The organism is Prevotella melaninogenica ATCC 25845 (assembly GCF_000144405.1).
Taxonomy (GTDB): domain Bacteria; phylum Bacteroidota; class Bacteroidia; order Bacteroidales; family Bacteroidaceae; genus Prevotella; species Prevotella melaninogenica.
In genome coordinates this window covers 498,778-522,654 of the sequence record NC_014370.1, presented here as the reverse complement: position 1 = coordinate 522,654, position 23,877 = coordinate 498,778, and the positions used below count along the sequence as shown (strand labels likewise).

23 protein-coding genes are annotated in these 23,877 nt (G+C 41.2%); 6 read left to right on the top strand and 17 right to left on the bottom strand.

Annotated features, from left to right (window positions below):
- Positions 1-1,047 precede the first annotated feature (1,047 nt).
- Both HMPREF0659_RS02010 and rplS read left to right on the top strand, forming a co-directional pair.
- Positions 1,048-1,782, top strand: a complete 735-nt coding sequence (locus HMPREF0659_RS02010; RefSeq protein WP_036925270.1) for an acid phosphatase — start codon at positions 1,048-1,050, stop codon at positions 1,780-1,782.
- A 133-nt stretch (positions 1,783-1,915) separates the two neighbouring features.
- Complete coding sequence (gene rplS, locus HMPREF0659_RS02005) at positions 1,916-2,278, top strand: 50S ribosomal protein L19 (RefSeq protein ID WP_013263992.1); 363 nt, start codon at positions 1,916-1,918, stop codon at positions 2,276-2,278.
- A 342-nt stretch (positions 2,279-2,620) separates the two neighbouring features.
- On the opposite strand, the gene HMPREF0659_RS02000 is transcribed toward rplS, so the two are convergent.
- Both HMPREF0659_RS02000 and HMPREF0659_RS01995 read right to left on the bottom strand, forming a co-directional pair.
- Complete coding sequence (locus HMPREF0659_RS02000) at positions 2,621-2,905, bottom strand: hypothetical protein (protein WP_013264554.1); 285 nt, start codon at positions 2,903-2,905, stop codon at positions 2,621-2,623.
- A gap of 538 nt (positions 2,906-3,443) precedes the next feature.
- A complete protein-coding gene (locus HMPREF0659_RS01995; protein ID WP_013263865.1) occupies positions 3,444-3,818 on the bottom strand; it encodes a RidA family protein in 375 nt (124 codons plus the stop codon).
- Positions 3,819-4,045: 227 nt separating this feature from the next.
- Between HMPREF0659_RS01995 and HMPREF0659_RS01990 the strand changes: the two genes are divergently transcribed.
- On the top strand, positions 4,046-5,227 hold the full coding sequence (locus tag HMPREF0659_RS01990) for a phosphoribosylaminoimidazolecarboxamide formyltransferase (RefSeq protein WP_013264924.1): 1,182 nt from the start codon (positions 4,046-4,048) through the stop codon (positions 5,225-5,227).
- 11 nt (positions 5,228-5,238) lie between these two features.
- Positions 5,239-5,424, top strand: a complete 186-nt coding sequence (locus HMPREF0659_RS01985) for a hypothetical protein (protein WP_013264945.1) — start codon at positions 5,239-5,241, stop codon at positions 5,422-5,424.
- A gap of 85 nt (positions 5,425-5,509) precedes the next feature.
- On the opposite strand, the gene HMPREF0659_RS01980 is transcribed toward HMPREF0659_RS01985, so the two are convergent.
- The 6 genes from HMPREF0659_RS01980 to hpt all read right to left on the bottom strand — a co-directional run bounded on the left by HMPREF0659_RS01980 (position 5,510) and on the right by hpt (position 10,400).
- On the bottom strand, positions 5,510-6,601 hold the full coding sequence (locus HMPREF0659_RS01980; protein WP_013264470.1) for a hypothetical protein: 1,092 nt from the start codon (positions 6,599-6,601) through the stop codon (positions 5,510-5,512).
- A gap of 265 nt (positions 6,602-6,866) precedes the next feature.
- Positions 6,867-7,646, bottom strand: a complete 780-nt coding sequence (gene pgeF, locus HMPREF0659_RS01975; protein WP_013263806.1) for a peptidoglycan editing factor PgeF — start codon at positions 7,644-7,646, stop codon at positions 6,867-6,869.
- Positions 7,639-8,808 (bottom strand): GTPase ObgE, encoded by a 1,170-nt coding sequence (obgE, locus tag HMPREF0659_RS01970; protein ID WP_004360406.1) that lies wholly within the window; start codon positions 8,806-8,808, stop codon positions 7,639-7,641. Before obgE ends, pgeF begins: the two co-directional genes overlap by 8 nt.
- A 57-nt stretch (positions 8,809-8,865) precedes the next feature.
- Entirely contained in the window at positions 8,866-9,240 is a 375-nt protein-coding gene (locus HMPREF0659_RS01965) for a four helix bundle protein (RefSeq protein WP_013264571.1), read from the bottom strand.
- Between the two features lie 48 nt (positions 9,241-9,288).
- A complete protein-coding gene (locus HMPREF0659_RS01960) occupies positions 9,289-9,861 on the bottom strand; it encodes an adenylate kinase (protein WP_013264859.1) in 573 nt (190 codons plus the stop codon).
- Positions 9,861-10,400: a hypoxanthine phosphoribosyltransferase gene (gene hpt / locus HMPREF0659_RS01955; RefSeq protein WP_013264803.1), complete on the bottom strand. Its 540-nt coding sequence runs from the start codon at positions 10,398-10,400 to the stop codon at positions 9,861-9,863. Before hpt ends, HMPREF0659_RS01960 begins: the two co-directional genes overlap by 1 nt.
- Before the next feature lie 81 nt (positions 10,401-10,481).
- Here hpt and HMPREF0659_RS01950 point away from each other — a divergent pair, with 81 nt between their 5' ends.
- A complete protein-coding gene (locus tag HMPREF0659_RS01950) occupies positions 10,482-11,999 on the top strand; it encodes a bifunctional ADP-dependent NAD(P)H-hydrate dehydratase/NAD(P)H-hydrate epimerase (protein WP_013263830.1) in 1,518 nt (505 codons plus the stop codon).
- Between the two features lie 216 nt (positions 12,000-12,215).
- Here HMPREF0659_RS01950 and HMPREF0659_RS01945 read toward each other — a convergent pair whose 3' ends face one another.
- Both HMPREF0659_RS01945 and HMPREF0659_RS01940 read right to left on the bottom strand, forming a co-directional pair.
- Entirely contained in the window at positions 12,216-13,229 is a 1,014-nt protein-coding gene (locus tag HMPREF0659_RS01945; RefSeq protein ID WP_013264593.1) for a class II fructose-bisphosphate aldolase, read from the bottom strand.
- A 216-nt stretch (positions 13,230-13,445) separates the two neighbouring features.
- A complete protein-coding gene (locus HMPREF0659_RS01940) occupies positions 13,446-14,153 on the bottom strand; it encodes an MIP/aquaporin family protein (RefSeq protein WP_013263951.1) in 708 nt (235 codons plus the stop codon).
- 254 nt (positions 14,154-14,407) lie between these two features.
- Between HMPREF0659_RS01940 and HMPREF0659_RS01935 the strand changes: the two genes are divergently transcribed.
- Entirely contained in the window at positions 14,408-15,232 is an 825-nt protein-coding gene (locus HMPREF0659_RS01935; protein WP_013264419.1) for a Cof-type HAD-IIB family hydrolase, read from the top strand.
- Positions 15,233-15,562: 330 nt separating this feature from the next.
- On the opposite strand, the gene HMPREF0659_RS01930 is transcribed toward HMPREF0659_RS01935, so the two are convergent.
- The 7 genes from HMPREF0659_RS01930 to HMPREF0659_RS01900 form a co-directional block, all read right to left on the bottom strand.
- Positions 15,563-17,380: a MutS-related protein gene (locus tag HMPREF0659_RS01930; RefSeq protein WP_044045824.1), complete on the bottom strand. Its 1,818-nt coding sequence runs from the start codon at positions 17,378-17,380 to the stop codon at positions 15,563-15,565.
- 29 nt (positions 17,381-17,409) lie between these two features.
- Positions 17,410-18,732 (bottom strand): hypothetical protein, encoded by a 1,323-nt coding sequence (locus HMPREF0659_RS01925; protein ID WP_013264693.1) that lies wholly within the window; start codon positions 18,730-18,732, stop codon positions 17,410-17,412.
- A gap of 29 nt (positions 18,733-18,761) precedes the next feature.
- The gene (locus tag HMPREF0659_RS01920) at positions 18,762-19,427 is read right to left on the bottom strand and encodes a hypothetical protein (protein ID WP_013264889.1); all 666 of its coding nucleotides are present in this window, start codon (positions 19,425-19,427) and stop codon (positions 18,762-18,764) included.
- A 46-nt stretch (positions 19,428-19,473) separates the two neighbouring features.
- Positions 19,474-20,259, bottom strand: a complete 786-nt coding sequence (locus tag HMPREF0659_RS01915) for an Omp28 family outer membrane lipoprotein (RefSeq protein ID WP_013264348.1) — start codon at positions 20,257-20,259, stop codon at positions 19,474-19,476.
- Between the two features lie 6 nt (positions 20,260-20,265).
- Positions 20,266-21,894, bottom strand: a complete 1,629-nt coding sequence (locus HMPREF0659_RS01910; RefSeq protein WP_044045823.1) for a DUF6029 family protein — start codon at positions 21,892-21,894, stop codon at positions 20,266-20,268.
- Positions 21,895-21,898: 4 nt separating this feature from the next.
- Complete coding sequence (locus HMPREF0659_RS01905) at positions 21,899-22,390, bottom strand: TlpA family protein disulfide reductase (RefSeq protein ID WP_044045822.1); 492 nt, start codon at positions 22,388-22,390, stop codon at positions 21,899-21,901.
- 609 nt (positions 22,391-22,999) lie between these two features.
- Positions 23,000-23,872 carry a hypothetical protein gene (locus HMPREF0659_RS01900; protein WP_044045821.1) on the bottom strand — a complete coding sequence of 291 codons (873 nt, stop codon included), beginning with the start codon at positions 23,870-23,872 and terminating at the stop codon, positions 23,000-23,002.
- Positions 23,873-23,877: the final 5 nt, after the last annotated feature.

The window sequence follows — 23,877 nt, the reverse complement described above, 5'->3', positions numbered from 1 at the left end:
AAGGTAAAGTTAGGTAAAGTTTACCTCTTATAATTATATAAGATACCCTTCTAAATACAGAAGTAGCCTAAAGTATATCATAAACTATAAGCAGGGAAGACGGAATACAACAAGTATTCTACCGCTTCCCTGCTTTTCTTTTAGTTCTTCCGTTAAATGTGTAGATTGTTATTGGAATGAGAATAATCCACATACATGGTATGCTTTCATCCAATAAGATTGTTTTATAAAGACTCAACACCCAACAACCATCACCCAACACCGGTATGATTACCCTCAATTAAATGGTTTTACAAATAGGGGTAAACTACATGACAAATGTAATTAGGTGCGATGTCTATCCGTCTTATACAAACAACTTATTCCCTTATTAACTGAAGTTTGTAAATTATTTTCGTGTGATTCAAAACTAATATATGCTCTTTTGGGTTCTAAAAGACGCCTAATTGACTTGCAAAAGGTGCCCTTTAAGCCCCTTACTAACGCCCTTTTGAAGTCCAATTAAGCACCTTTTCTTATTCCGTTTTATAACTAATTGATTTCCTGTTGGTTGCAAACCTGCTTTTTATATGTGTTTTTGCCATCCTTTATAGATGTTTTACCCGAAATTATGTAATGTTTTTTCAGACTCTTGTCTACAGATTTTCAAAGTCTTAAATGAAATAGTTTTCAATATCAGAGAATGATAATAGAACAGATAGATAACTGTTTTAGCCATGTTTTTGTTTAATGAGTAACTTCGATTCATCCGTTTACGCAATACGAAAAGTGTCCACACATTTAACGGAAGAACCATTCTCTTACTTCTCAAAAACCTTATTTATTTCTTCACACCCTATTTACTACCAACGTATAGATAACCCTTCATTACTACATGAGAGGCACACTGTCAGGCATTTATACATCAGGAAGCCAATAGTTGCAACCCTACTAAAAGACCACTAACGCAGAATGCAACTATTAAAAAGTCATTAAACTTTTGACAGAAACGCATAATTACTTACTTTTGCAATACATATCAATTAATTCAACAAAACATTTATTATTATGAAAAAGAGTTTGTTCGTTAGCATAGTTATGCTCTTTGTAGGCATGACTGTCAATGCGCAGGATTACAAAAAACAGTCGTTCATACCAGAAGCAGCTATGCCAGATGCAGGTATCTACCTCCCAGCTCCACCCGACACAGCATCTTATCAATTTGACTATGACTTCCGTCAGTATTGGTGGGGTCGAAAGATGAGAGAGGACAAAGAACGTGCTGCACAGGCTAAGTTCGACGCCAACTTCGATGTTGATTCTGTTCTCGTAGGCTTTGCTCCATCTTTTGGTTTGCTTATCACACCAGAAAAGACACCAGAGACCTACAAACTCATGTGCATGATAGGTATTGATGGCAACCACGCTGTTGACCGTGCTAAAGCGAAATATATGCGTAAACGTCCGTTTGCACAATTCCATGAGCATACACTTCAACCACAGTTTGAGGCAGAGTTGATTAACAACGGCTCTTATCCTTCAGGTCATACCTGTCGCGGTTGGATATTCGGATTGACTTTGACAGAGCTGAATCCATCACGTGGCAACGAGATTATGAAGCATGCTTACGAGTATGGTCAGAGCCGAGTGATCTGTGGTTATCACTATCAGAGCGATGTTGATGCAGGCCGTCTTTGCGCAAGTGTAGGCTTTGCTGCCGTACAATCATCTGATGCTTTCCAAAAGCAAATGGCAAAGGCTAAGAAAGAAATAGCCAAGGTGCTTGCAACAAATAAGCATTAAAAAGCTAACAATTACTTTGTTATTTCATTGAAAAGTAGTAACTTTGCACCGCTTTTCGGCGTAACCGCTGATCGTGGAAGAGTCATGGATTACGTTACGTTGGAACGACAAACAATATTTAATTAATAGAAAAATGGATTTAATTAAAGTTGCTGAAGAAGCATTTGCAACCGGCAAACAGTTCCCAGAGTTCAAGGCTGGTGACACTATCACTGTCGCTTACAAAATCGTCGAGGGTAACAAGCATCGTATTCAGCTCTACCGTGGCGTAGTTATCAAGATTTCTGGTCATGGTGAGAAGAAGCGTTTCACAGTTCGTAAGATGTCAGGCACCATTGGTGTTGAGCGTATCTTCCCAATCGAGTCACCAAACATCGATTCTATCGAGGTGAACAAGCGCGGTAAGGTTCGTCGTGCGAAACTCTACTACCTCCGTGAACTCACAGGTAAGGCTGCACGCATCAAGGAGAAGAGAACTGTTGTTGCAGAGAAGTAAGCCCTTGGAAATCCAAGAAAATAAAAGTCCGAAACTATTGGTTTCGGGCTTTTTTATTTACCTATTAATAAGGATTATTAGACATTCATTATTGATAAAGCTAACGAAAGAAAGAGAGAAAGAGTTATTATATTGCGCTGTCTAAAACTCCTTATTATCAGTTTTTTGAGTGTAAAGATAAAAACTTCTCATCATAAAAAACACATATAAATAATGTAGGGACCCATGCCTTGCTTATCTTGTGATAGGTATCGCTAACAGATAAACACATCATATGTCCCTACAATCCTTCAGAGATAACCTTTCAGAGAATTCCCCTTACTCAATCTCTCTACAGAGCAATTAATCTTCGTAATTCAACTTTGCATCATTTTCACCATGCAAAGCCGCATTTAAGTCTTTCCAATTCTGGAAACCAGCAAAGAGAGCCAGCCTGTCTAAAGTCTTTTTAGAAGGTTTTTCCTTCCCCTTGAAATAGCCAATAATTTTCTTCAATGAAGCCGATTCCAAGTGAATGTGATAAAGTGCTAACCTACTGGACAATCTTTCCAAGTCAGAAGCCAATTCTCTGCGGATATTTGCCTTTTGACCAAGCTCCTCGATAATGGTTCTAAGCTTCTTTTTCATTTCTCATTCTTCACTATATATACTAACGTGGTACAAAAGTAATAAAAGAATAAGTAATTAAGTAATATTCAACGACTTTTCTTAAAGTTAAATATGTTAATTAAACTTGTAAACAAGGAGTGTAAATATAAATTACGTACTACGCTATATAAAATCGCTTTGAAATAGAAAATAATGTATCAGTTATGGATAAGCAAAACCATAATCAAATAAACATTATTCAGGGTAACATAGCATCTGATTTACCACTTTCTATCCTCTTATAACCAGCCTATCTTACAACATTTAGTGCTTCGCACATCATGTGCGAAGCGTTAGCACCCTATGTGCGAAGCATCAACACCATACGTGCGGACCATCCACACAACAACAGAAAAGCAATGAAACTACGCTTGTTTGAATACAAAACGAAAACAACAAGCGTCCTTCTGTAAGGATAGAAATAGAATACTACCCATTACAAAAGGACGCTTATATTTCGTCATTTCAACCTAATAGCGCATCAGAAAGCGTATGCTATTAGGCTAATCAATGCAATTTATTTCACTGCGATGCACTCAATCTCAACAAGCGCACCCTTTGGCAAAGCCTTTACAGCGAATGCAGAACGTGCTGGATAAGGTTCCTTGAAGAACTCGGCATAAACTTCATTCATCGCAGCGAAGTTCTCCATATCAGAAAGGAATACTGTTGTCTTAACAACATGAGACAGGTCTACACCTGCAGAAGCCAACACGTTGCATACATTAGTGAGCGACTGGCGAGTTTGTTCCTTCACACCACCCTCAACAAAAGCATTGGTAGCTGGGTCAATAGGAAGTGAACCAGATGCGAAAATAAAACCATTGGCTTCAATAGCCTGACTGTAAGGACCTACTGCAGCAGGTGCCTTGTCTGTGTGTAATGCTTGCATATCTTTAAGTAATTTAAAGGGATTAGAGGAGTCAGAGGGTATTCAGCCTGCGCTGGATAACCCTCCCGCTCCAAAGATTGTTTTCTTTTCGAGTGTAAAAGTACTGATTTTCTTCAAAAGAAACAAACCAACACGCCTAATTTACTTAAAAACAACAAGCGTAACAGCGTATTCCATTATTTTTCCTTATCTTTGCACTACCAATTTACATATACCACATAAGTTATATGAAAGAATTAGCTCTTAAGTACGGATGCAATCCGAACCAAAAGCCTTCACGTATCTATATGGAGGAAGGCGAACTCCCAATCACAGTTCTCAGTGGTCGTCCCGGCTACATTAACTTTCTTGATGCGCTCAACAGCTGGCAACTCGTTAAAGAGTTGAAGGCCGCTACTGGTCTGCCTGCAGCTGCATCGTTCAAGCATGTCAGCCCAGCTGGTGCTGCAGTAGGTCTTCCTTTGAGTGATACACTCAAGAAGATTTACTTCGTCGATGATGTTGACTTCGAGCTTACACCGCTTGCCAGCGCCTATGCACGTGCTCGTGGAGCCGACCGTATGTGTTCTTATGGCGACTTCTGTGCACTCAGTGACACCTGCGATAAGGAGACAGCGTTGCTGATTAAGCGTGAAGTTAGCGATGGTGTTATCGCACCTGACTATACTCCAGAGGCTTTAGAAATTCTGAAGGATAAGCGTAAGGGTGCATACAATGTCATTAAGATTGACCCTAACTATGTGCCTGCTCCTATAGAGAAGAAGCAAGTTTTCGGCATTACATTTGAACAGGGCCGCAACGAAGTGAAGCTTGATGATCCCGCACTCTTCGAGAACATCCCTACAAAGAACAAGACATTCACTGAGGATGCTAAGCGTGATCTCATCATTTCGCTGATTACATTGAAGTATACACAGAGTAACTCTGTTTGCTATGTGAAGGACGGACAGGCGATTGGTATTGGTGCTGGACAGCAGAGTCGTATCCACTGCACCCGCTTAGCTGGCAGTAAGGCTGACGAATGGTGGTTGCGCCAGTGTCCAAAGGTTATGAATCTTCCATTTAAGAAGGGTATTCGCCGTGCCGATCGAGATAACACCATCAATATCTACATCTCTGATGAGTATGAAGATGTACTACAGGATGGTGTATGGCAGCAGTTCTTCACAGAATGCCCAGAGCCTCTGACACGTGAGGAACGCAAAGAGTGGATTGCCAAGAATACGGGTGTTGCACTCGGTTCTGATGCTTTCTTCCCATTTGGCGACAACATAGAGCGTGCGTATAAGAGTGGTGTAGAATATATAGCACAGGCTGGTGGAAGTATTCGTGACGACCATGTTATTGACACTTGTGACAAATACAACATCACAATGGCATTTACTGGCGTTCGTTTATTCCATCATTAAAAAGATTGTATATGAGTGATATTGACGATATTATTGAAACCGGAATGGTCTTTCGAAGTGCCTCGAAACCCAAAACCGATGATGGCAAGGTGAAAACCAAAGCCAAGAAAAAGAAGTATATTACTGGTGCACACGGCTCTGGCAGTGCAAAGCAGAAGGCTAAATACCGTCAGCAACGTGCCAACCGACACAAGTAAAGAAAACAACGAACGCCCTCATTTCTCCGTCCTTATCAAAGGGAACTGGAGAAACGAGGGCGTTTGTTATTGATGATACGGCTATTTACTCATAGCCATCACCAAAGTCCTCACCAGGATACTTCCTTAATAAGCTGGCAAAACGAGGATTATAATGAGATAACATAGCCGAATGAAAGCTTGTTGCCATCGTTATATCAGAGCTATACTCACGTTCTTTCTTTTTTGAAGACAAGGCAAGTGTTGCGTCAATAAAGTTGTATGCCCACTGATTATCATAAGCCATAACAGCCTCAAATAAGTATTTGCTACGAGGAAGCATGCAACTATCATGTTTCTTTATTTCATAGTCTCGGATGCGCATCAGCAAAGGGACGAAATCTTGACAAGCCCAAACCGTAACAGCCAACAAAGCATTATCGGTTTCATCATCTTCCCTATCAACATCTTCATTCTCATTATCATAATGCGATAAAGCATCCAATAAGATAGATTTATCCTCTTCTCTACGATAGGAAGCTAAAGCTTTCAGTGCCTGATAGGTTTGTTCTTTAAGAACAATCTCCTTTATCCTTGAGTAATAGCTTTCCTTCGGTGGAAGTCTCAATAAAAGTTTCTTTGTATATTGATATTTGGACAATCGGGGTGTATAGAGTGCTAAAGAGTCATTACGCAATGAATCTTCTTTACTAATGATTGTCTTATCTCTGCATGACTGAACATTACGTAAGAATACACTACCAGCATACTCCTCTTCTATTACATCATCTGAACGCACATAAATCTTCGTCGTATCAGTATAATTCGAGAGTAATATTTCCTCTAAGTGTGCATACTTTCGACGTATCAAAGCATCTGTAGCTGCAAGTCGAACGCCCACAGAATAGTTCCTATTAGTAAGTTCGCAAAGTTCTTTCGTAGTACATAATGAATCTAATAAAGACTGCACCACAGGAAAAGCTCTTGGTCCTTTGCATGTTTTAATATAAGTCGTATCAATACAATCCAACAGACTATCCACATTCAGATAATACTGTCTACCATTAGTATTTTGCATTTCATGGTATGTTCCAGTTCTATTCAACAGAAAGAGAACCTTCGCTATCTGCTCCTGTCGCTTGTCTGTACAAGCCACCAACAGCATACATATTGAAAGGAAAAACAGAATTTTCTTCATACTATACAATAAATATCTTTGCACGGAATAAACACCTTCGAAGATAGCAAAGATACTAAATTATTGATAAAAACATGCTTTTCAATCTCTTTTCTTCATCCTATTACCTTTCAAATAGAAGGTATAAAATCATTGAAAAGAACGACTTGTTCGAATTATATTCATGAAAAAAAAGATTTATCTGCATGAAAGGAAATATTTATTTTCACGACAAGAAATATTTATTTACGTGAGAATAATTCCATAATAACCATGGAATGGGTATCTATTTCAAGGCTATACCTGTGTAAATAGTGCCGAATCCTTCTTTAAGAATACGTGCTGAGAAGAAGTCGGAAGCATTATCATAGGTGCAAATACCAGACTGAAGAATATTAGCTGTTGGCACACCAAGTTCTTCTAATTGAAATTGATTGCAGAGCGGAAGGTTGATATGCCATTTCTCATACATACGTGCAATGTGTTCCATAGGGAAGCCTGCAGCTGAAAAAGCATCATAAACCTCCTGACCTACCTCAAAGTTCTTCAGCGAAATACAAGGACCAATAACCGCCTTGAGTTCCTTCGGGTCGGTACCATATAGTTCTGTCATCTTGCGAAGTGTGTGCTGTGCGATACGCTGCACCGTACCACGCCAACCGGCATGGGCTGCACCAATGGCATGATGAACAGGGTCATAAAAAAGAATAGGAACACAATCAGCAGTATGAACACCGATGCAGACGTTACGACAATCGGTAACGACAGCATCTTTCCCTTCTTCCATCTCGTACTGTTCAGCGACTGAAAGACGAAAAAACGCATCCGTCACAGTCAGACAATGTGTCTCGTGTATCTGATGCAGACGAATAACCTTATCCGCCTGAACACCAATCTCAGCTGCTACAGTCTGCAGATTCTCGGCTACAGCAGACGGTTCATCACCCCGATGAGGATTGATGTTGAGTGTAGCAAGCTTTCCCTTGCTAACTCCGCCATGACGGGTAGTGCTAAAGCTGACTACCTCGTCGGCAAGATTAAAGTAATGTAGAACAGGCTTAATCATTCGTATATTCAAAATCTTCAAGGTCTTCTACCTCATCCAATTCGTCTATACCCACCTCTTCAACATCATCAATATCAGCGTCCTCAGCTGCTAACTCGGCAGCAAAACGCGACATATCCTTGTCACGATGAACAAGTGTATCTTCTGAAAGAATACTTTGCAGCTTATTACTTTCTGCATTAAGTTCTTTCCAAAGAATATCCTTTAAGTCATCAATTCCCTGTCCTGTAACAGCTGATATGAAGACAACAGGAAGGTCTGTTGGCAACGTTTCACGCAGCATCTCAATGAGTTCATCATCAAGAAGGTCACTCTTCGTTACCGCTAAGACACGATGTTTGTCGAGCATCTCTGGATTAAACTGCTGCAACTCATTTAGTAACACCTCGTATTCACGCTTGATATCGTCGGTGTCTCCTGGTACCATAAAGAGCAGAAGGGAGTTTCGTTCGATATGACGGAGGAAACGCAAGCCGAGTCCCTTACCTTCACTGGCTCCTTCGATAATACCAGGAATATCAGCCATAACGAAACTTTGGTTATCACGATAGCTGACAATACCTAACGATGGTTCCATCGTTGTGAAAGGATAGTTGGCTATCTTTGGCTTTGCACTTGAGAGAGAAGACAGCAAAGTAGACTTACCTGCATTTGGAAAGCCCACCAAACCAACATCAGCTAACAGCTTCAACTCAAGAATAACAGTCATCTCCTGCATTGGTTCACCTGGTTGTGCATAGCGTGGAGCCTGATTCGTAGCTGTACGGAACTGGAAGTTACCCAATCCACCACGTCCACCTTTCAACAGTAACACCGTCTGTCCGTCATGCATGACATCGCAGACATACTTACCAGTTTCGGCATCATAGGCAACAGTACCACAAGGAACATCAATATAAATATCCTTACCATCTGTACCATGACACTTATCACGACCGCCATTACCTCCATGCTCAGCATAGATATGACGCTGAAACTTCAAGTGCAACAGCGTCCAATAATTGTGGTTACCACGCAAGTAAACACTTCCACCCTTACCACCATCGCCACCATCTGGTCCACCATTAGGGTTATACTTCACATGACGAAGGTGCATGGAACCTCTACCACCCTTACCAGAGCGGCAGTATATCTTTACATAATCAACAAAATTACTTTCCATCTTTAAACTTTGAATTTTGAACTTTGACCTTTATGATTTGTACTGTAACTTGAAATATTATTGATTAAGAGAAGAACGAGTTGCCTTAACTATTTTTGTCAAGACCGCTTGAATCTTATGACAATCATCTGATAAAGATTTATACTCACTCTCGCTAATATATTCTGCTTCCCTTAATAAATCAATCCAATAGTTTGACTCTGTTGCTTCTTTCAAAGCGATATTCATCTTACTACAGAAGTCTGCACGACTTTGTCCGTTCTTTCCTTCATGAACATTAGCCCCAATACTCGTCCCAGAACGCAGAAGTTGCTTTGACAGGACATACTCCTTATGCTCATCTGTCAGGTATTTATATAACCGTACAACCCTTAGTGCAAAACTTTTTGATAAGATATAGATATCATTCTCTACGATTTTTCTCTCCAACATACGGTACAAATCATAAAGTTCAAAGTTCAAACCTCAAAGGTCAAAGGTCTACAGAGCGTCAATAACAGACTCAATACGTGCGAAAATATCTTCTACAGTACCAAGACCCTCAACATGGTGGTGAATATTCTCACCCTTATACCAATCAATTAATGGAGAAGTCTGGTTGTTGTAAACATTGAGGCGCTTCTTGATTGTTTCCTCGTTGTCATCAGAACGGCCGCTCTGCTGACCACGGAGAAGCAGACGCTTCATCAACTCATCCTCTGGAACAAAGAGCTCAACCATAGCTGCCACATTGTGACCACGCTCAGCCAACATCTTCTTCAAAGCCTCTGCTTGTGGGATTGTACGTGGGAAACCATCGAAGATAACACCCTTATGCTCCTTGCCAAAGCTATCGTATACGCTTGCAAGAATATCTATCATCAACTCATCAGGAATGAGCTGACCATTGTCAATGTATCCTTTTGCAGTCTTACCAAGTTCTGTACCATTCTTAATTTCATTACGAAGTACGTCACCGGTTGAGATATGACCGAAGCCATACTTCTCAATCATCTTGTCGCTCTGAGTACCTTTACCAGCACCTGGCGCACCGAAAATTACAATATTCTTCATTATTCTTGTACTAAAGTATAAATATCTCTCAAGTTACGACCCTCCTGGTCATAGTCAAGTCCATAGCCAACAATGAAGTCATTTGGGATCTCCATTGCTGCATACTCGATGTTCAAAGGAACAGTAAGCTTACCTGGCTTCAAAAGTAAAGTTGTAATATGCAGACCAGCAGGCTCGCGTGTACCGAGCGTTTCGAGCATACGCTTCATAGTTGCACCTGTATCAACAATATCCTCTACAATGATAACTTCTCTACCACGGATATCTTCGTTCAAACCGATAATCTCCTTAATCGTACCCGTTGAGGTAACACCTTGGTAAGAAGCCAACTTTACAAAGGAAATCTCACATGGGATAGTGATATGCTTCATCAAATCAGAAGCATACATGAACGAACCATTCAACACCGCAAGAAAGAGCGGAGTCTTACCTTCAAAATCCTTGTTTATACAATCTGCTACCAGCTTTACTCTTTCCAAAATCTCGGCTTCAGGAATAGAAGTCTCAAACGTTTTGTCCTTAATTGTTACTCGACTCATTCTTCATTATTTATAATTTAGCGCAAAATTACGAAAATAATACCAAACTATCCGCATTTATTTTGTAAATTTGCCATCGTTATGAAGATATTTACAAGTGCCCAGATTCACGAACTGGACAGATACACTATAGAACACGAACCAATCAAGTCAATTGATTTGATGGAGCGTGCAGCAAAAGCCATTACTCGTGCTATCACTGAGGAGTGGTCGACACATACGCCAATTGTTGTCTTTGCAGGACCTGGCAACAATGGTGGTGATGCCCTTGCTGTGGCACGTTTGCTGATAAATGAGGGATATAAGGTGAATACTTTCCTTTTTAATATTACCAATCATCTATCAGAAGACTGTGTAACAAACCGCCAACGTTTGCTCGACAGCAAGCATGCAAAGGATTTTACAGAAATCACTGCGAAGTTTGACCCACCTGAATTAACCGCAGACACATTGGTGATTGATGGTTTGTTTGGTTCTGGACTCAACAAACCATTGGCTGGTGGTTTTGCCTCTTTGGTGAAATATATCAATCAAAGTCCTGCAAAGATTGTGAGTATTGACGTTCCATCTGGTTTGATGGCGGAGGACAATACATATAACGTACGTGCGAATATCATTCACGCTACCCTCACATTAACCCTCCACGAACGCAAATTATCCTTCCTTTTCGCTGACGCACAGCAGTTTATTGGTAGACTAAAGGTGCTTGATATCCGTCTGAATCAGGAGTTTATTCAGAAGACAGAAGCACAATATTACCTATTAGAAGAGAACGATATTCGTTCGCGTTTATTCCATCGTGATGACTTCTCACACAAAGGTGATATGGGTAATGCACTTATCATCGCAGGTAGCTACGGTATGTCGGGAGCAGCTATCCTTGCAACTCGTGCCTGTCTACGTAGCGGTGTGGGTAAGGTTACGGTACATACCCCTAAAAAGAACTACGATATCATGCAGATATCCGTTCCTGAAGCTATCTTACAAATGGACCATGAGGAGACAGCTTTTACCGAAGCGGTTGATACGGATGATTTCGACGCACTTGCAATAGGTCCAGGATTAGGCAGACAGGAGCCTACCGCCATTGCGATGATAGCACAGATAAGACGCGCACAATGTCCTATTGTTGCCGATGCTGATGCCTTGAATATTCTTGCAAGCCATCGTGCATGGATGCAACAACTACCAAAGGGAATCATTATGACGCCTCACGCAAAGGAACTCGACCGTCTTGCAGGCTCTCCTGCTAATGCAGACTATGAGCGTCTCCAGCGTACACGCGAGTTAGCAAAGTCTTTACAGGCTTATATCATCCTTAAGGGACATAACAGTGCACTCTGCCTACCTAATGGCAACGTTATCTTTAACTCAACAGGTAACAGTGGCATGGCAACAGTTGGTAGTGGTGATGTACTCACTGGTATCATCACAGCCCTCCTTGCTCGTGGTTATCACCAACAGAACGCTTCTATGGTTGGAATGTACCTCCATGGTCTTGCTGGCGACTTAGCTGCGAAAGAATTAGGTAAGGAAAGCCTTGTTGCAGGAGACATTATCAACTATCTCCCTAAAGCTTTCAAGCTTTTGGACGATTAATAAAGCCTTCCCATTCCAGCTATTATTGATAGGTAATAAAGCTATCCAAGTATAAGCAACAGCCCCACATGGAAAGAACCATGCGGGGCTTCTTGTTTCCTCTGTCATAGCCTACGAGGCACTGCCTCGTAGAAAGCAACACAAAAGAAAAGCGGCAGTTCCCTAAAGGAAGCTGCCGCTAATGTTTTATTTAGTCAAGCCGACCTCAACAAATGATTAGTCGAGGTTAGCAAGCTTGTTCTCAGAACCAAGAACGTCTGTAATCTTGTGCTTGTAAAGATCCTCCATGTACTCACGAGCCTTACCACAGTACTGACGTGGGTCGAAGTACTCTGGGTGCTCATCAAATGTCTGGCGAACACCTGCGGTGAATGCAAGACGAGAGTCAGAGTCGATGTTAATCTTACAAACAGCACTCTTAGCTGCCTGACGGAGCTGCTCCTCTGGGATACCTACAGCGTTTGGCATCTTACCACCATGCTCGTTGATAATATCAACATACTCCTGAGGAACTGAAGAAGAACCGTGGAGAACGATTGGGAAACCTGGGAGCTGCTTCTCGATAGCTGCAAGAACATCGAATGCCAATGGAGGAGGAACAAGACGACCAGTCTTTGGGTCACGTGTACACTGCTCTGGAGTGAACTTGTAAGCACCGTGAGAAGTACCGATAGAGATAGCCAAAGAGTCGCAACCTGTACGAGTAGCGAAATCAACAACCTCCTCTGGCTTTGTATAGTGAGAAACCTCAGCTACAACGTCATCCTCAACACCAGCAAGTACACCGAGCTCAGCCTCAACTGTTACGTCGAACTGGTGAGCATACTCAACAACCTTCTTTGTCAAAGCGATATTCTCCTCATATGGAAGAGAAGAACCGTCGATCATTACAGAAGAGAAACCGAAGTCTACACAGCTCTTGCAAGTCTCGAAGCTATCACCATGATCAAGGTGAAGTGCAATCTCTGGATGGTGGCAACCCAACTCCTTAGCATACTCTACTGCACCCTCTGCGAGGTAACGGAGAAGAGTCTGGTTAGCATACTTACGGGCACCCTTAGAAACCTGAAGGATAACTGGTGATCTCAAATCAGAAGAAGCCTTGATGATAGCCTGAAGCTGCTCGAGGTTATTAAAGTTGAATGCTGGAATAGCATAACCGCCTTTGATTGCTCTCTTGAACATCTCACGTGTGTTCACGAGACCTAATTTCTTGTAATCTACTACCATAATTTCTTTTATCTTTTAAAATTAATAAGTCTATACCTATTTACACATGCAAAAGTACGGTTTTATTTTCTGATAGCCAAAACATACCACACATTTAATAAACCTAAAGTGTTAAAATCCGTAATAAAGGGCAATAGTTTTTGGAATAAAAGATAATTAGGCTTATTAGACATGACTGCCTAATAAGCCTAACCAAACATTTATCTGATAAATGAATTACTTCTCAGCTGGTTCAATAACACGCCAGATCACTGATGCGAGTGCACCACCAGCAAATGGACCTACGATAAAGATCCAAAGATTGCTCAATGCTGTTGCAGGACCGCCTGCAAGCTGTGCGAAGATAGCAGGACCAAATGAACGTGCTGGGTTTACAGATGTACCTGTATAACGGATACATACAAGGTGAACAAGGATAAGTGACAAGCCGATTGCCAAACCTGCAAACTTACCTGTCGTGCCGTTAGTCTTTGAAGTTGCACCCAATACAACGAGTACAAACACACAAGTAAAGATAATCTCTGCGAGCAAACCACTTGCTACACTAATACCATCTTGCAAACCATTTGCACCTAAACCAGCACCTGCAGTAGCAAAACCGCTACCTGCATTGGTTACAAGAAGGAACAACAAAGCTGCGCCAATCAAGCCACCAATAAACTGGAACAACATGTACATAGCACAATCCTTTGCACTCATACGACCGCTCAAGAACACACCGAGTGTAATTGCTGGGTTGATGTGGCAACCAGAGATACCACCAATAGCGTAAGCCATTGCTACGACAGAAAGACCAAATGCCATTGCTGTACCAACTACTGCAGCCTGATTGTTTACTGGGTCACAACCCAAAGACACTGCTGCACCACATCCCATGAGGACTAATACCATTGTGCCGATCATTTCGGCCAAATACTTCTTCATAACTCTCTACAATTAATTAATATTATTCTTTTAGTTTAAAACGCCTTTGAAACGGTTAATTCTCCATACAAACGTAAACGTTCACGATTTATTGTATCTACCTTGCACCTTTTTAAAACTTATTGTTTTATATCAATCAAAACGCTGTCTTTAATCCATAAAAAGCCTTACCTTTGCAAATAGATTAATATTACTTGATAATGATGAGTCGTCACCCATAAGGGAGATTACAAAGGAAAAAGTATTCAAACGATATGAAGTATAAAATGATTGTGCTCGATTTGGACGGCACACTGACCAATAATAAAAAGGAAATTACACCACGTACCAAACAAGCCCTCATGCAAGCACAAGCTGCTGGGGTACATGTCGTATTGGCATCTGGCCGCCCTACTTATGGTATCGTTCCTTTAGCTAAGGAATTGAAACTAAAAGATAATGGTGGATATATCCTTGCTTTCAACGGAGGAAAAATTATCGATTGCACCAAGAACGAAGTTCTTTTTGAACAGAAATTGGACGAACAGCTTGTACCTATCCTCTTTCAAGAAGCCAAGAAAGCTGGAATGGAAATCCTAACCTATCAAGGTGAGGGTATTGCTGCTACTAATAAAGATGACGAATACGTACAACACGAGGCTTTTATCAACAAGATGCCTGTAACCCAATATGACGATTTCCTCAATCAGTTAGTCTATCCTATCAACAAATGTTTGATTGTTGGCGACCCTACCCCTCTCCACGAGTTGGAGATAAGATTAGCCAAAGAGTTGGAAGGGAAGATGGATGTATATCGTTCTGCCGACTTCTTCCTTGAATGTGTACCACTCGGTATTGACAAGGCGCGCTCTCTCGACCGTCTTATCTCATCGCTCCGTATCAGCCGCGAAGAGGTTATTGCCTGTGGCGATGGTTATAACGACCTTAGCATGATTCGCTTTGCTGGACTTGGCGTTGCTATGGCAAACGCTGCAAAAGACATTCAAAGTGAAGCTGACTTCGTTACTTTATCAAATGAAGAAGATGGTGTTGCACACGTCATTGAACACTTTATCCTCTCACCAGAGAATATGAATTAAGAGGATATCTTCTACGAACAGCTCATCTGCTTATTAGCCGTATTGTAAACTATTTTCGCACAGCTCAAAACCAACACATGCTCTTTTAGCTTCTAAAAGACGCCTAATTAGCTTGCAAAAGGTGCCCTTTGGGAGTCTAAGTAACGCCCTTTTGAAGTCCAATTAAGCACCTTTTACCTCACGGTTTTGTAACTAATTGAATACATGACACTTACAAGAGCAACAAAAATAGCCGTTTTTACCCTAAAAATAAGGTAAAAACGGCTATTGGATTGTAAATAAATTTCTAAACAAACAAACGTTTGAACTACAATCTGAAAGGGGTGTCACTCAAATACGATTGGGGTTTAAGATTCCTTTCAACAAGAATGTAGCATTCTGATTACGTGCTACTCCCTTTGTAATCTTATACGAATAAGTGATATCCTCGCCTAACTCAATCTCAAAACAATAATTATGAAAACGCCCTGCGTATTCCTCTTCCATCTTTGAAAGTTCAAGATCGTGCGTGGCGATAACACCTGTCACATTGCGTTCGGCAATATACTGCAAGAAAAGACGAGAGCCATTCAACTTATCGAGAGAGTTTGTTCCCTTCAAAATCTCGTCCAAAATAATCAGACTTGGTACATCATCACGCAACGAGCCTAACAACTTCTTCAAACGAAGTAGCTCAGCATTGAAATAAGAGATGCCATGCGTAAGGTCGTCTGTGGTGCGCATACTCGTAAAAAGATGAAACACTGAAACCTTCAAGTGTTCTGCAAAAACAGGCAAACCATTCATCGCCAAGAGGTAATTTATACCCAACGAGCGTAAGAAGGTACTCTTACCCGCCATATTCGCACCCGTAACAATATAATACTCATGATCATGGATTGTGAAGTCGTTTGCAACAGCCTTCTCACCGAGGAAGGGATGATAAAGGTCTTTCGCATCATAAACCACCTTATTCTCCTCGCTGATTTCTGCCTGTACTGCCCTATCTTCATTCAATCGGAAGTTACCCATTGACACCAAAGCATCAAAGAGATTTAGACTATCTATCCACTCATTCGTGCGCTGCTCATACGTATGTTGCCAACGAAGGAAGAGTCTTACGATTGCAATATCAATTAAGGCAAAACTGTTAAAGACAAAGACACCCACCTCGTTACTTCTGTTATCAATCTTTTGTAAGATAAGTTCTAACTGTTCGAAAGACTCCTCCGCACCCGCAAGTTTCTGTTTCAAAGCTTGTAGTTCAGCCGACTTAAACTCAGTCTTATTAACTAATTTCAATACACGTAAGTAGCCATCTACCTGCGTATGTGCCTTTGCTATCAGTTCAGAAATGACACGCATGTGCTTATGCCCACAAAGAAAAGAGAACATAAAGTTAAATATTCCCCACCATACAGGTAATAAGAAAGGAACCAATCCCACAATGGAAAGCACAATACTCACATAGAAACCAAGTAAATCTGCATAACAGAAATAACATAAAAGAGAGCTATGAAAAAACTTTGGAAAACTCTGGCTATGAACATCCGTCAATGCCTTCAAAACCTCCTCTGTATTAATACGCCCCTTTACGCCCAAAGACTTGAATTCAGAAAGGAAAGTTTCCTCCTTACCCAACTCGTCTATGGAAGCCATTCGTTGACGTATTTGCCCAACAAGTTCCTCCCTCTTTGCACTGCCCCATTCCGTAGACAGACAGGCTGCCAACTGGTCACTACCACCAGTTGAGATAGTGCGGTTCATCCTTTGAAACAGAGAACCTATACCAAAGACATCCATATCAAAGGTATAAGAATGTTGCGGACTGACATATTGCCCGCCAGCTTCAAAGCCTGAGTAGTCGCCTTTCTGATAGGCTATCTCGTTTTGGTAGACCAGCAATAAAGCCTCCCCTTTATTTATCTTTCGGTCGTTCAACACGTCACGACGACGAATGTAAAGATAAAACAATAATGCAGCTAAGGCACAGAAAAGTGTCCAAGCTGCATTATCAAATAAGGTGTAGAGAACTACAAAACCAATGGCTACCAAAAAAGAACCGATTTCTGTCAGGATAAAAACACGACTACGGTTACGGAGAGAAACGAGCGTTTTGCTCGTCTCTTCTGCTTTATGCTGATACAAATCAGTCAAATCTTTATTCATACGTAAACAAATATAATATTCAAGGGGTACTAATCCGTCACCACCTCTTTGCTCACACGACCATCGCTGTACTTCACTATGTTGATTCCCTTTTGTGGAGTCGTGATACGTCGACCGTCAAGTGTGTAGCGCTCAGCCTCAATAGCTGTGCGAGTTCCTTCTGAAACAGAAGAGATGCCAGTAGTCTTAAACTCTGAAATACTGCACTTAGCAGCGTTCTCTATTTTACCAGTATTCGTATTAATCAGCAAGACACAGACACGTAGATTTTCCTTCTTTTGTATGACTTTCTTACTATTAATATTCTTAAAGACATACGTGTGGCTCTGTGCTTCATCTGCCTTGATTGGTGCTTTAAGGTGACCTGTCCGAGCAGTCATTACTCCATCTGCAGCAATAGCTACAAAGTTGTTCTCAAGATTATAAATAGTTCCAGGCGCATTGACAAAATAATCGAGTTCTTCTGATATGCCATAAAACTGCGTTTGTCCAGTATAATAGTTAGCTTGTTTCCAGTTGTGGCTTGACATTCCATTCTCTGTCAACACGTAAGCAAAGCCATAAGGAGCTTCTTCTCGGTTCAGCCGGAAGGTTACAGTGGGGGTCACTGTGATATTATTCTTCTCCTTGTCCCACATTGCTGACACTTCCAAATCCATATAAGCACCTTTTGATCGTTCCGTTTCAAACTCTGTTTGTGCTATATAAGACCCAAGCGTTAGGTCTCTATTCATAGTCAATGAAGGACGACTCTTGTATTCTGCAGCTTTCCAAGCATAGTCCTCACAGTTTAAAGGCTCATAACCACGTCCCGTATGAATAGCAATACCAATGAAATCATCACCATACTTATGTGCAAGATTCTCCATTAATGCTATACCACGTGGACAGTATTGGCACCACATTCCAGTATACTCTTCAACGACAACTCTCCTATGAGCCACCTTAGTAACAGTTACTCTCGGAAGCGTTGCATAGTTAATAGTGGCATTATTCCGTTCTCCATTTACTTTCGTAATCGTGAAAATAAGATCATTTTCACCTAACTCTGTATATGGTGGGACATCAACTTCTATCGTAGTATCATCATAACGATTCAACGCTTGAGGCAGAACATAGTGCTTTGAATCTATTTCTTGCCCATTAAAAGAAAGTGTATAATCGAAGTTTCGGACAATAGTTCTACCGTAATTGGAAACTGTCATCTTGCCCTTTACAGTCTTTGCCGAGAGAGGAACATATACCTTCTGCCCTGCTGCAGCAATAAGACTATAGTCTTGTGCCTTAACGTTTACCGCATAACAGATGACCGCTATGAGCGTAAGAAACTGTATATAAAACTTACTTAACATATCAGATTATGGTTATTAAAGGTGTATGTTTAGCGAACAACGTACTTCTTTGTAGAGGCAACGCCCTTCTGCTTTACGATGTAAATACCCTTAGGGAGATTTGATAAAGACGTAAGCTGCTTGTGTAACAACACACCCTGAGTATTGTAAACATCGAATGTAAGACCCTTCTGCGATGCTACCGAAGCAATACCTGCTGCCTTAGTATCAAACTTAATAGTAATCGATGAGCCTTCCTTCTCTTGCTCAGAACCAAATTCTTTTACTTTAAGTTTAAGCGTTATTGAGCAGTTCTCGAATTCTCCATAGAAGTGTTCTATGTCAATAGCTTCCTTATCTGAACCAACAGAAAAAAGCTTATCACCAACCTCGTAACTACCTATTTCTGAATTATTAGTACACTTTTCAAACGCACAAACCTGCACTTCGCCTTCATCTATATTGTTAATGATATAGGAAAGGGAAACATTTAAAGGCTTATCCGACTTGTTTAGAAGATGCACTTTTCCTACTATTTTATTCCCTTCAAAAGGAAATTCGGATGGAACAGCCTTATTCAAGACAACTACTGTACCGTTAGGAATAACTCTGCCCTGCTCATCAAGGAAGGCTACATCATTAGAACTTGTCTGTGCTTGCGCACTAACAAAAAGACTGGTCAACAGACCAACAAAAACGAGTAAACGTAATTTCATATTGATTTTTTTATAATTATATTCTTAATTGATGATGATTCATTGCTTAGAGCGAAACCTTTTGGCGCACAGCCTGCAATACTCCGCTGTCGTTATAGAAGAAACCTACTATCCATGCGTTCTTTGGAACGATACCTTCTGGGAGTGTATATGTTGTTTTCTCCTTATGAATACCCTTTGTAGAGAGCATTAATTCCGTCCCCCATTCCCCATTAATAGCATCACGGAACACGTGATTATGCACATATTCCTTCTCCACTTTATTGTTTGGAAACATCTGTGGAGCTACTACGCTATCCTCAACTAACCACAGCTGTAGCTTCCCTTTCACATCATCAGCTAAGGTTTTCAAGTCGGTTTCAATCTCCACCTGATGTGTAGTTGCCTCATACTGGCATTTAAGATCTATACCTATGGTTGTTGTTTGAGCGAACTCATCATAGATTCGTCCAGCCCAAGTATCTTTTGAAAGTACACCTCCACGACGATTGATAATGGCTTTTGGCACATTTGGAACTGCCCAATACTTATAATAGACATCACCCACATCAGTGCGCAAACCAACAAACCCAGTCCCACTCTTGATTGCGAGTGGACCAGCATGAAAGGCAACAGCAATCAGTTTGCCTGCACCATAAAGCTTTTGCTGCTCTGCTATCGCTTCTGAAGCAGCTGGACAGAAGATGCAACGCTGTCCTGTGAAATCCTCTATCAGCACATTACGCTGAACGGTTGCAGCTGGAATCTCTATCAGTCTTTCATCAGAACCAACAGAATCACAGCCTGTCAAAAGCGCAACCACAGCCAAAAGAACTATATAAAAACTTTTCATTTCCTATCAGAAGTTATAATTATAAGAGAGGGTCAAGCCCTTTGTTGCTGGGATATAACGACATACGCCACCCGAACAGTTGAAGCCTGCACGTGTCCGACCATAGCCTAATTGCAAGCGATGGGCACCACCACTATAGGTTACATAACCTTGGTAGTAATGCACCCGAGTATTACCAACATTATAAAGGTCACTCAATGTGAACATCCAATGCGGTGCAAGCGACAGCTCACCCAATCCAAACAGCCAATCTTTATCACCATCTTTCGACGCAAGATACTGTGCCTCTACACGCAACGTTGTGTTAGGTGAAAGCTTCTGTTTGACATCTGCCACAAAGATATGCGAATTAAGCATTCCTCCATGTCCTTCGAGTAGCATCTGATTGTAACGTTGATACATATACATCAGATTGAGTTTCGTATCTTTAGCAAGTCGCTTTACCAACTGTATATCAATGTCTTGATAATAGGTAGCGTCTCCCCATGCCCAGAACGGACTGCCATAACCATCTGTTCCTATGTCACCTGAACCATTCTTACGCACGGAATGGACATGTGAGAAGTTCACCTTTGCTGTCGTACCATACTTACCACCTAACAAAGAACCCTTTTTAAAGGTATAGGCTACAGCTGCTTGATATGCCCACTCACCATCAGGACGAGTCGCATATGGATAGAGAGCAGCCAAAGTATAGGTATGCTCCATCGTAAATGGGGGCAGATGATTGATGAAAGAGGAGATTCCCTCCATTCCTCTACGGCTTCGGAAACCCATATTTGTACTACGCTTTGCCTGCAGAAGCAGACTCATTCCACGCTTTGAATAGGAACCAGAGAGCATTACTACATAACCATTACGATAGATATAGCCATTATCGTGAGAAGGGTCCTGTGTTTTCATTGCCACCTCTGCCAATATATTGAACGAACGATGTTGCACACGTAGACGCATATCAAAGGCATTGACATTAAGAGGGAGGCGCAAACGATGGGTTGGATCAACCATTACCACCTCATCTCGCTCATGTTTATTAAGATAGGAAGCACCAAACATTAGATAGGTGTTATGCTGTTGGAGGGACTTAAACAACTCGTCAATATTCCATTCAACATCAGCACCAGTCATCCAACTCTTGTTATAACTCCAATATCTACGCTGCCGACCCGTTAGCACTTTCACTGCAACACCAGCACAAGGTTGATAGTTCAATCGTGCACCTTGTAGGGAATTATCAATTCCTAAACTGCGTTCTTCATACGAACGGAGAATAAAACCAGAGCCAAACTGCTCGTAGAAGCTACCCAAGGTAAGTTCCGCATTCTTGTAACGACCTTTCAAGTAAGCGTAAGGAACACCCCAACCCTTAAAGTCACTCTCGTATCCGGGAAGCGGATGCTTCAAATACTCCAGTCTTGCACCAGCCTCAACATAACGACTCGATAGCTTCAAGTCGAGATAAGTGTTCGTCAAGAAACGACCATCGGTAGCCTCAGCACCTGTCGTACTGTCCTTTTGAGCCAACAGCATATCACTCTGAATACTTCCAGAAAGGCGCAATTTATTGGACTCCTGTGCATACAGAGATACACCGCTCATACCTATGAGCAGTCCTATCATCATCCATCTTTTCATAGAATTACTTGCCAGCTACCTCTTTCACCTTCTTATATAACTCAGCTTCAGCGCCATCAGTATAGCCGTTGTGCTTATAAACAATCCTACCCTGTCCGTCAAGCAATACGGTATAAGGTACAGACTGGATTCCTAACGAACGACGGAACTCGCCATTAGCATCGAGCAACACATCGTAACGCCAGCCATTCTGGTCGACCATAGGCTTTACCTTATTGACATTCTGCGCCTGATCAATAGACACAGCAACGAGTCGAACCCCCGTTTCCTGCTGCCAATCGTCATAGACCTCATCAATACTTGTGAGTTCACGATTACAAGGCTTGCACCAAGTAGCAAAGAAAGCTATGATAAGAGGTTTGCCATTGTTTGAGATAGTGTCGGTTTGTACGGTTCTCCCTTCTATGTCTTTGAGAATCACTTTGGATAGACGTTCTTGTGCAGACGTTGCAAAGCTTATCAACAACAAACAAAGGGATAAAAATAATTTATTCATTGTTTTTAATTATATTGCAGCTACAAAAATACTAAAAAAAAGCGATAAAACAAAGAAGAAACCGCCAAAGACTGACAAGACTACATACCTTAATCTATTTTAGATGCCTTTGCTATGCATATTAATCCTACTAAACACATTTTCTTTGAAAGAAATACTATCTTATTTTCAAATAAGTTTTATCAACTTTTTGACATCTGATGTGCTCCCCAAATTAAGTAAATAGAACCTCTTTCTGTAATTGACGCCCTTATATTCAGCCCTTCGCACCATCGGTGTTAGTACTCCGCACCACATGTGCGAAGCCTTAGCACCATCTGTGCGGAGCATCAACACAACAATCAAAAACGGTAAGAAGAACCAATTTATAACGTTATTATAATTCATAAATATCAATGACTTACTCACACAAGATTACATTTTCTATACAAGGCACATATAAAATCCTTCCTAACAGAAACTTATCAACTGCTTAAGACCATCTATATAAACAAAAAAAGATTACTTGCCGGCAACATTAAAGCTGCTAACAAGTAATCTTAGATGTATACGTAGCGCCTTCAAGGAATAGGCTACGTTATGTCATTTCTTCTGTAAAAGCCTTTATGCTTACTTACTATTTTGTTTCTTCTTAGACCCTTTCAGCCACATATAACCTATCAGTAAGATGAAAGCAGCCAAGATACAAAGTAGCTGTACGGCATATTCTTGTGGGTGAACCCAGAACTCCTTAAAGAAATTAATACGTCCGAGAATCTCTACTGGCGTCCAGAAAACAATCACCGTTGCGATTGCCATACGGATATTTGCACCCCATGAAGCAATATAAAGTTGCTTTTTCAACATATAAAGTGCGCCGAAGAAACAGCCAATACCTACCAAGAAGGTTACTGGGTGATGATCGCCAAGGAAGTTCTTATCGTAACAGAACATCAGTAAAAGGTAAGAAGCCCAAAGAATCATGTTCACCTCCATAAAGGTGACAATAGATGTATGGCGTGTCATTGGTTGGAAAGCAATCTCATTCTTACGCTTTCCGAAAAGCCGTTTCTGAATCCATGTAATAAAGTTACAACCATTGCGCGTACTAAAAATATACATTGTCATCATCATCATCCAGAAACCAAAAGAGGCAGGAAGAATCAGATATTCTGGCTTAGTAACAACCACTCCGTTTTCAATCTCTGGTTGTACACCAAAGCGGTGAGCGTAATATTGGAAGAGAAACTCCACCCAGCCAGTCCAGAAAAGCAGACCACCAATAAGTCCCCAGAGTGTCTGACGAGTATCGCCTTTGACAAACACACCGATAATGACCATTATCAAACCTACGAATCCCATAGTAAAGCCTGCATAATGTACGGCTTCTGTAGTCATGGTCTTTTCCATCATGATCATAAGAGCATGACCCAAAGGCATCGTAAACAACACAAGGATAAACGAGGCGAGTGTTCGCCATAAATAGATTTTACTTTTTCCCATAAATT

Coding starts and splice junctions, on each gene's coding strand:
- HMPREF0659_RS01960 (WP_013264859.1), bottom strand. CDS start 9,861: ATGAAGAATATTGTAATTTTCGGTGCGCCAGGTGCTGGTAAAGGTACT.
- HMPREF0659_RS01920 (WP_013264889.1), bottom strand. CDS start 19,427: ATGAAATTACGTTTACTCGTTTTTGTTGGTCTGTTGACCAGTCTTTTT.
- HMPREF0659_RS01905 (WP_044045822.1), bottom strand. CDS start 22,390: ATGAATAAATTATTTTTATCCCTTTGTTTGTTGTTGATAAGCTTTGCA.
- HMPREF0659_RS01915 (WP_013264348.1), bottom strand. CDS start 20,259: ATGAAAAGTTTTTATATAGTTCTTTTGGCTGTGGTTGCGCTTTTGACA.
- HMPREF0659_RS01980 (WP_013264470.1), bottom strand. CDS start 6,601: ATGAAGAAAATTCTGTTTTTCCTTTCAATATGTATGCTGTTGGTGGCT.
- HMPREF0659_RS01985 (WP_013264945.1), top strand. CDS start 5,239: ATGAGTGATATTGACGATATTATTGAAACCGGAATGGTCTTTCGAAGT.
- HMPREF0659_RS02010 (WP_036925270.1), top strand. CDS start 1,048: ATGAAAAAGAGTTTGTTCGTTAGCATAGTTATGCTCTTTGTAGGCATG.
- HMPREF0659_RS01930 (WP_044045824.1), bottom strand. CDS start 17,380: ATGAATAAAGATTTGACTGATTTGTATCAGCATAAAGCAGAAGAGACG.
- HMPREF0659_RS01910 (WP_044045823.1), bottom strand. CDS start 21,894: ATGAAAAGATGGATGATGATAGGACTGCTCATAGGTATGAGCGGTGTA.
- HMPREF0659_RS01935 (WP_013264419.1), top strand. CDS start 14,408: ATGAAGTATAAAATGATTGTGCTCGATTTGGACGGCACACTGACCAAT.
- HMPREF0659_RS01990 (WP_013264924.1), top strand. CDS start 4,046: ATGAAAGAATTAGCTCTTAAGTACGGATGCAATCCGAACCAAAAGCCT.
- HMPREF0659_RS01940 (WP_013263951.1), bottom strand. CDS start 14,153: ATGAAGAAGTATTTGGCCGAAATGATCGGCACAATGGTATTAGTCCTC.
- HMPREF0659_RS01925 (WP_013264693.1), bottom strand. CDS start 18,732: ATGTTAAGTAAGTTTTATATACAGTTTCTTACGCTCATAGCGGTCATC.
- hpt (WP_013264803.1), bottom strand. CDS start 10,400: ATGAGTCGAGTAACAATTAAGGACAAAACGTTTGAGACTTCTATTCCT.
- HMPREF0659_RS01965 (WP_013264571.1), bottom strand. CDS start 9,240: ATGTTGGAGAGAAAAATCGTAGAGAATGATATCTATATCTTATCAAAA.
- HMPREF0659_RS01900 (WP_044045821.1), bottom strand. CDS start 23,872: ATGGGAAAAAGTAAAATCTATTTATGGCGAACACTCGCCTCGTTTATC.
- HMPREF0659_RS01945 (WP_013264593.1), bottom strand. CDS start 13,229: ATGGTAGTAGATTACAAGAAATTAGGTCTCGTGAACACACGTGAGATG.
- obgE (WP_004360406.1), bottom strand. CDS start 8,808: ATGGAAAGTAATTTTGTTGATTATGTAAAGATATACTGCCGCTCTGGT.
- HMPREF0659_RS01950 (WP_013263830.1), top strand. CDS start 10,482: ATGAAGATATTTACAAGTGCCCAGATTCACGAACTGGACAGATACACT.
- HMPREF0659_RS02000 (WP_013264554.1), bottom strand. CDS start 2,905: ATGAAAAAGAAGCTTAGAACCATTATCGAGGAGCTTGGTCAAAAGGCA.
- rplS (WP_013263992.1), top strand. CDS start 1,916: ATGGATTTAATTAAAGTTGCTGAAGAAGCATTTGCAACCGGCAAACAG.
- HMPREF0659_RS01995 (WP_013263865.1), bottom strand. CDS start 3,818: ATGCAAGCATTACACACAGACAAGGCACCTGCTGCAGTAGGTCCTTAC.
- pgeF (WP_013263806.1), bottom strand. CDS start 7,646: ATGATTAAGCCTGTTCTACATTACTTTAATCTTGCCGACGAGGTAGTC.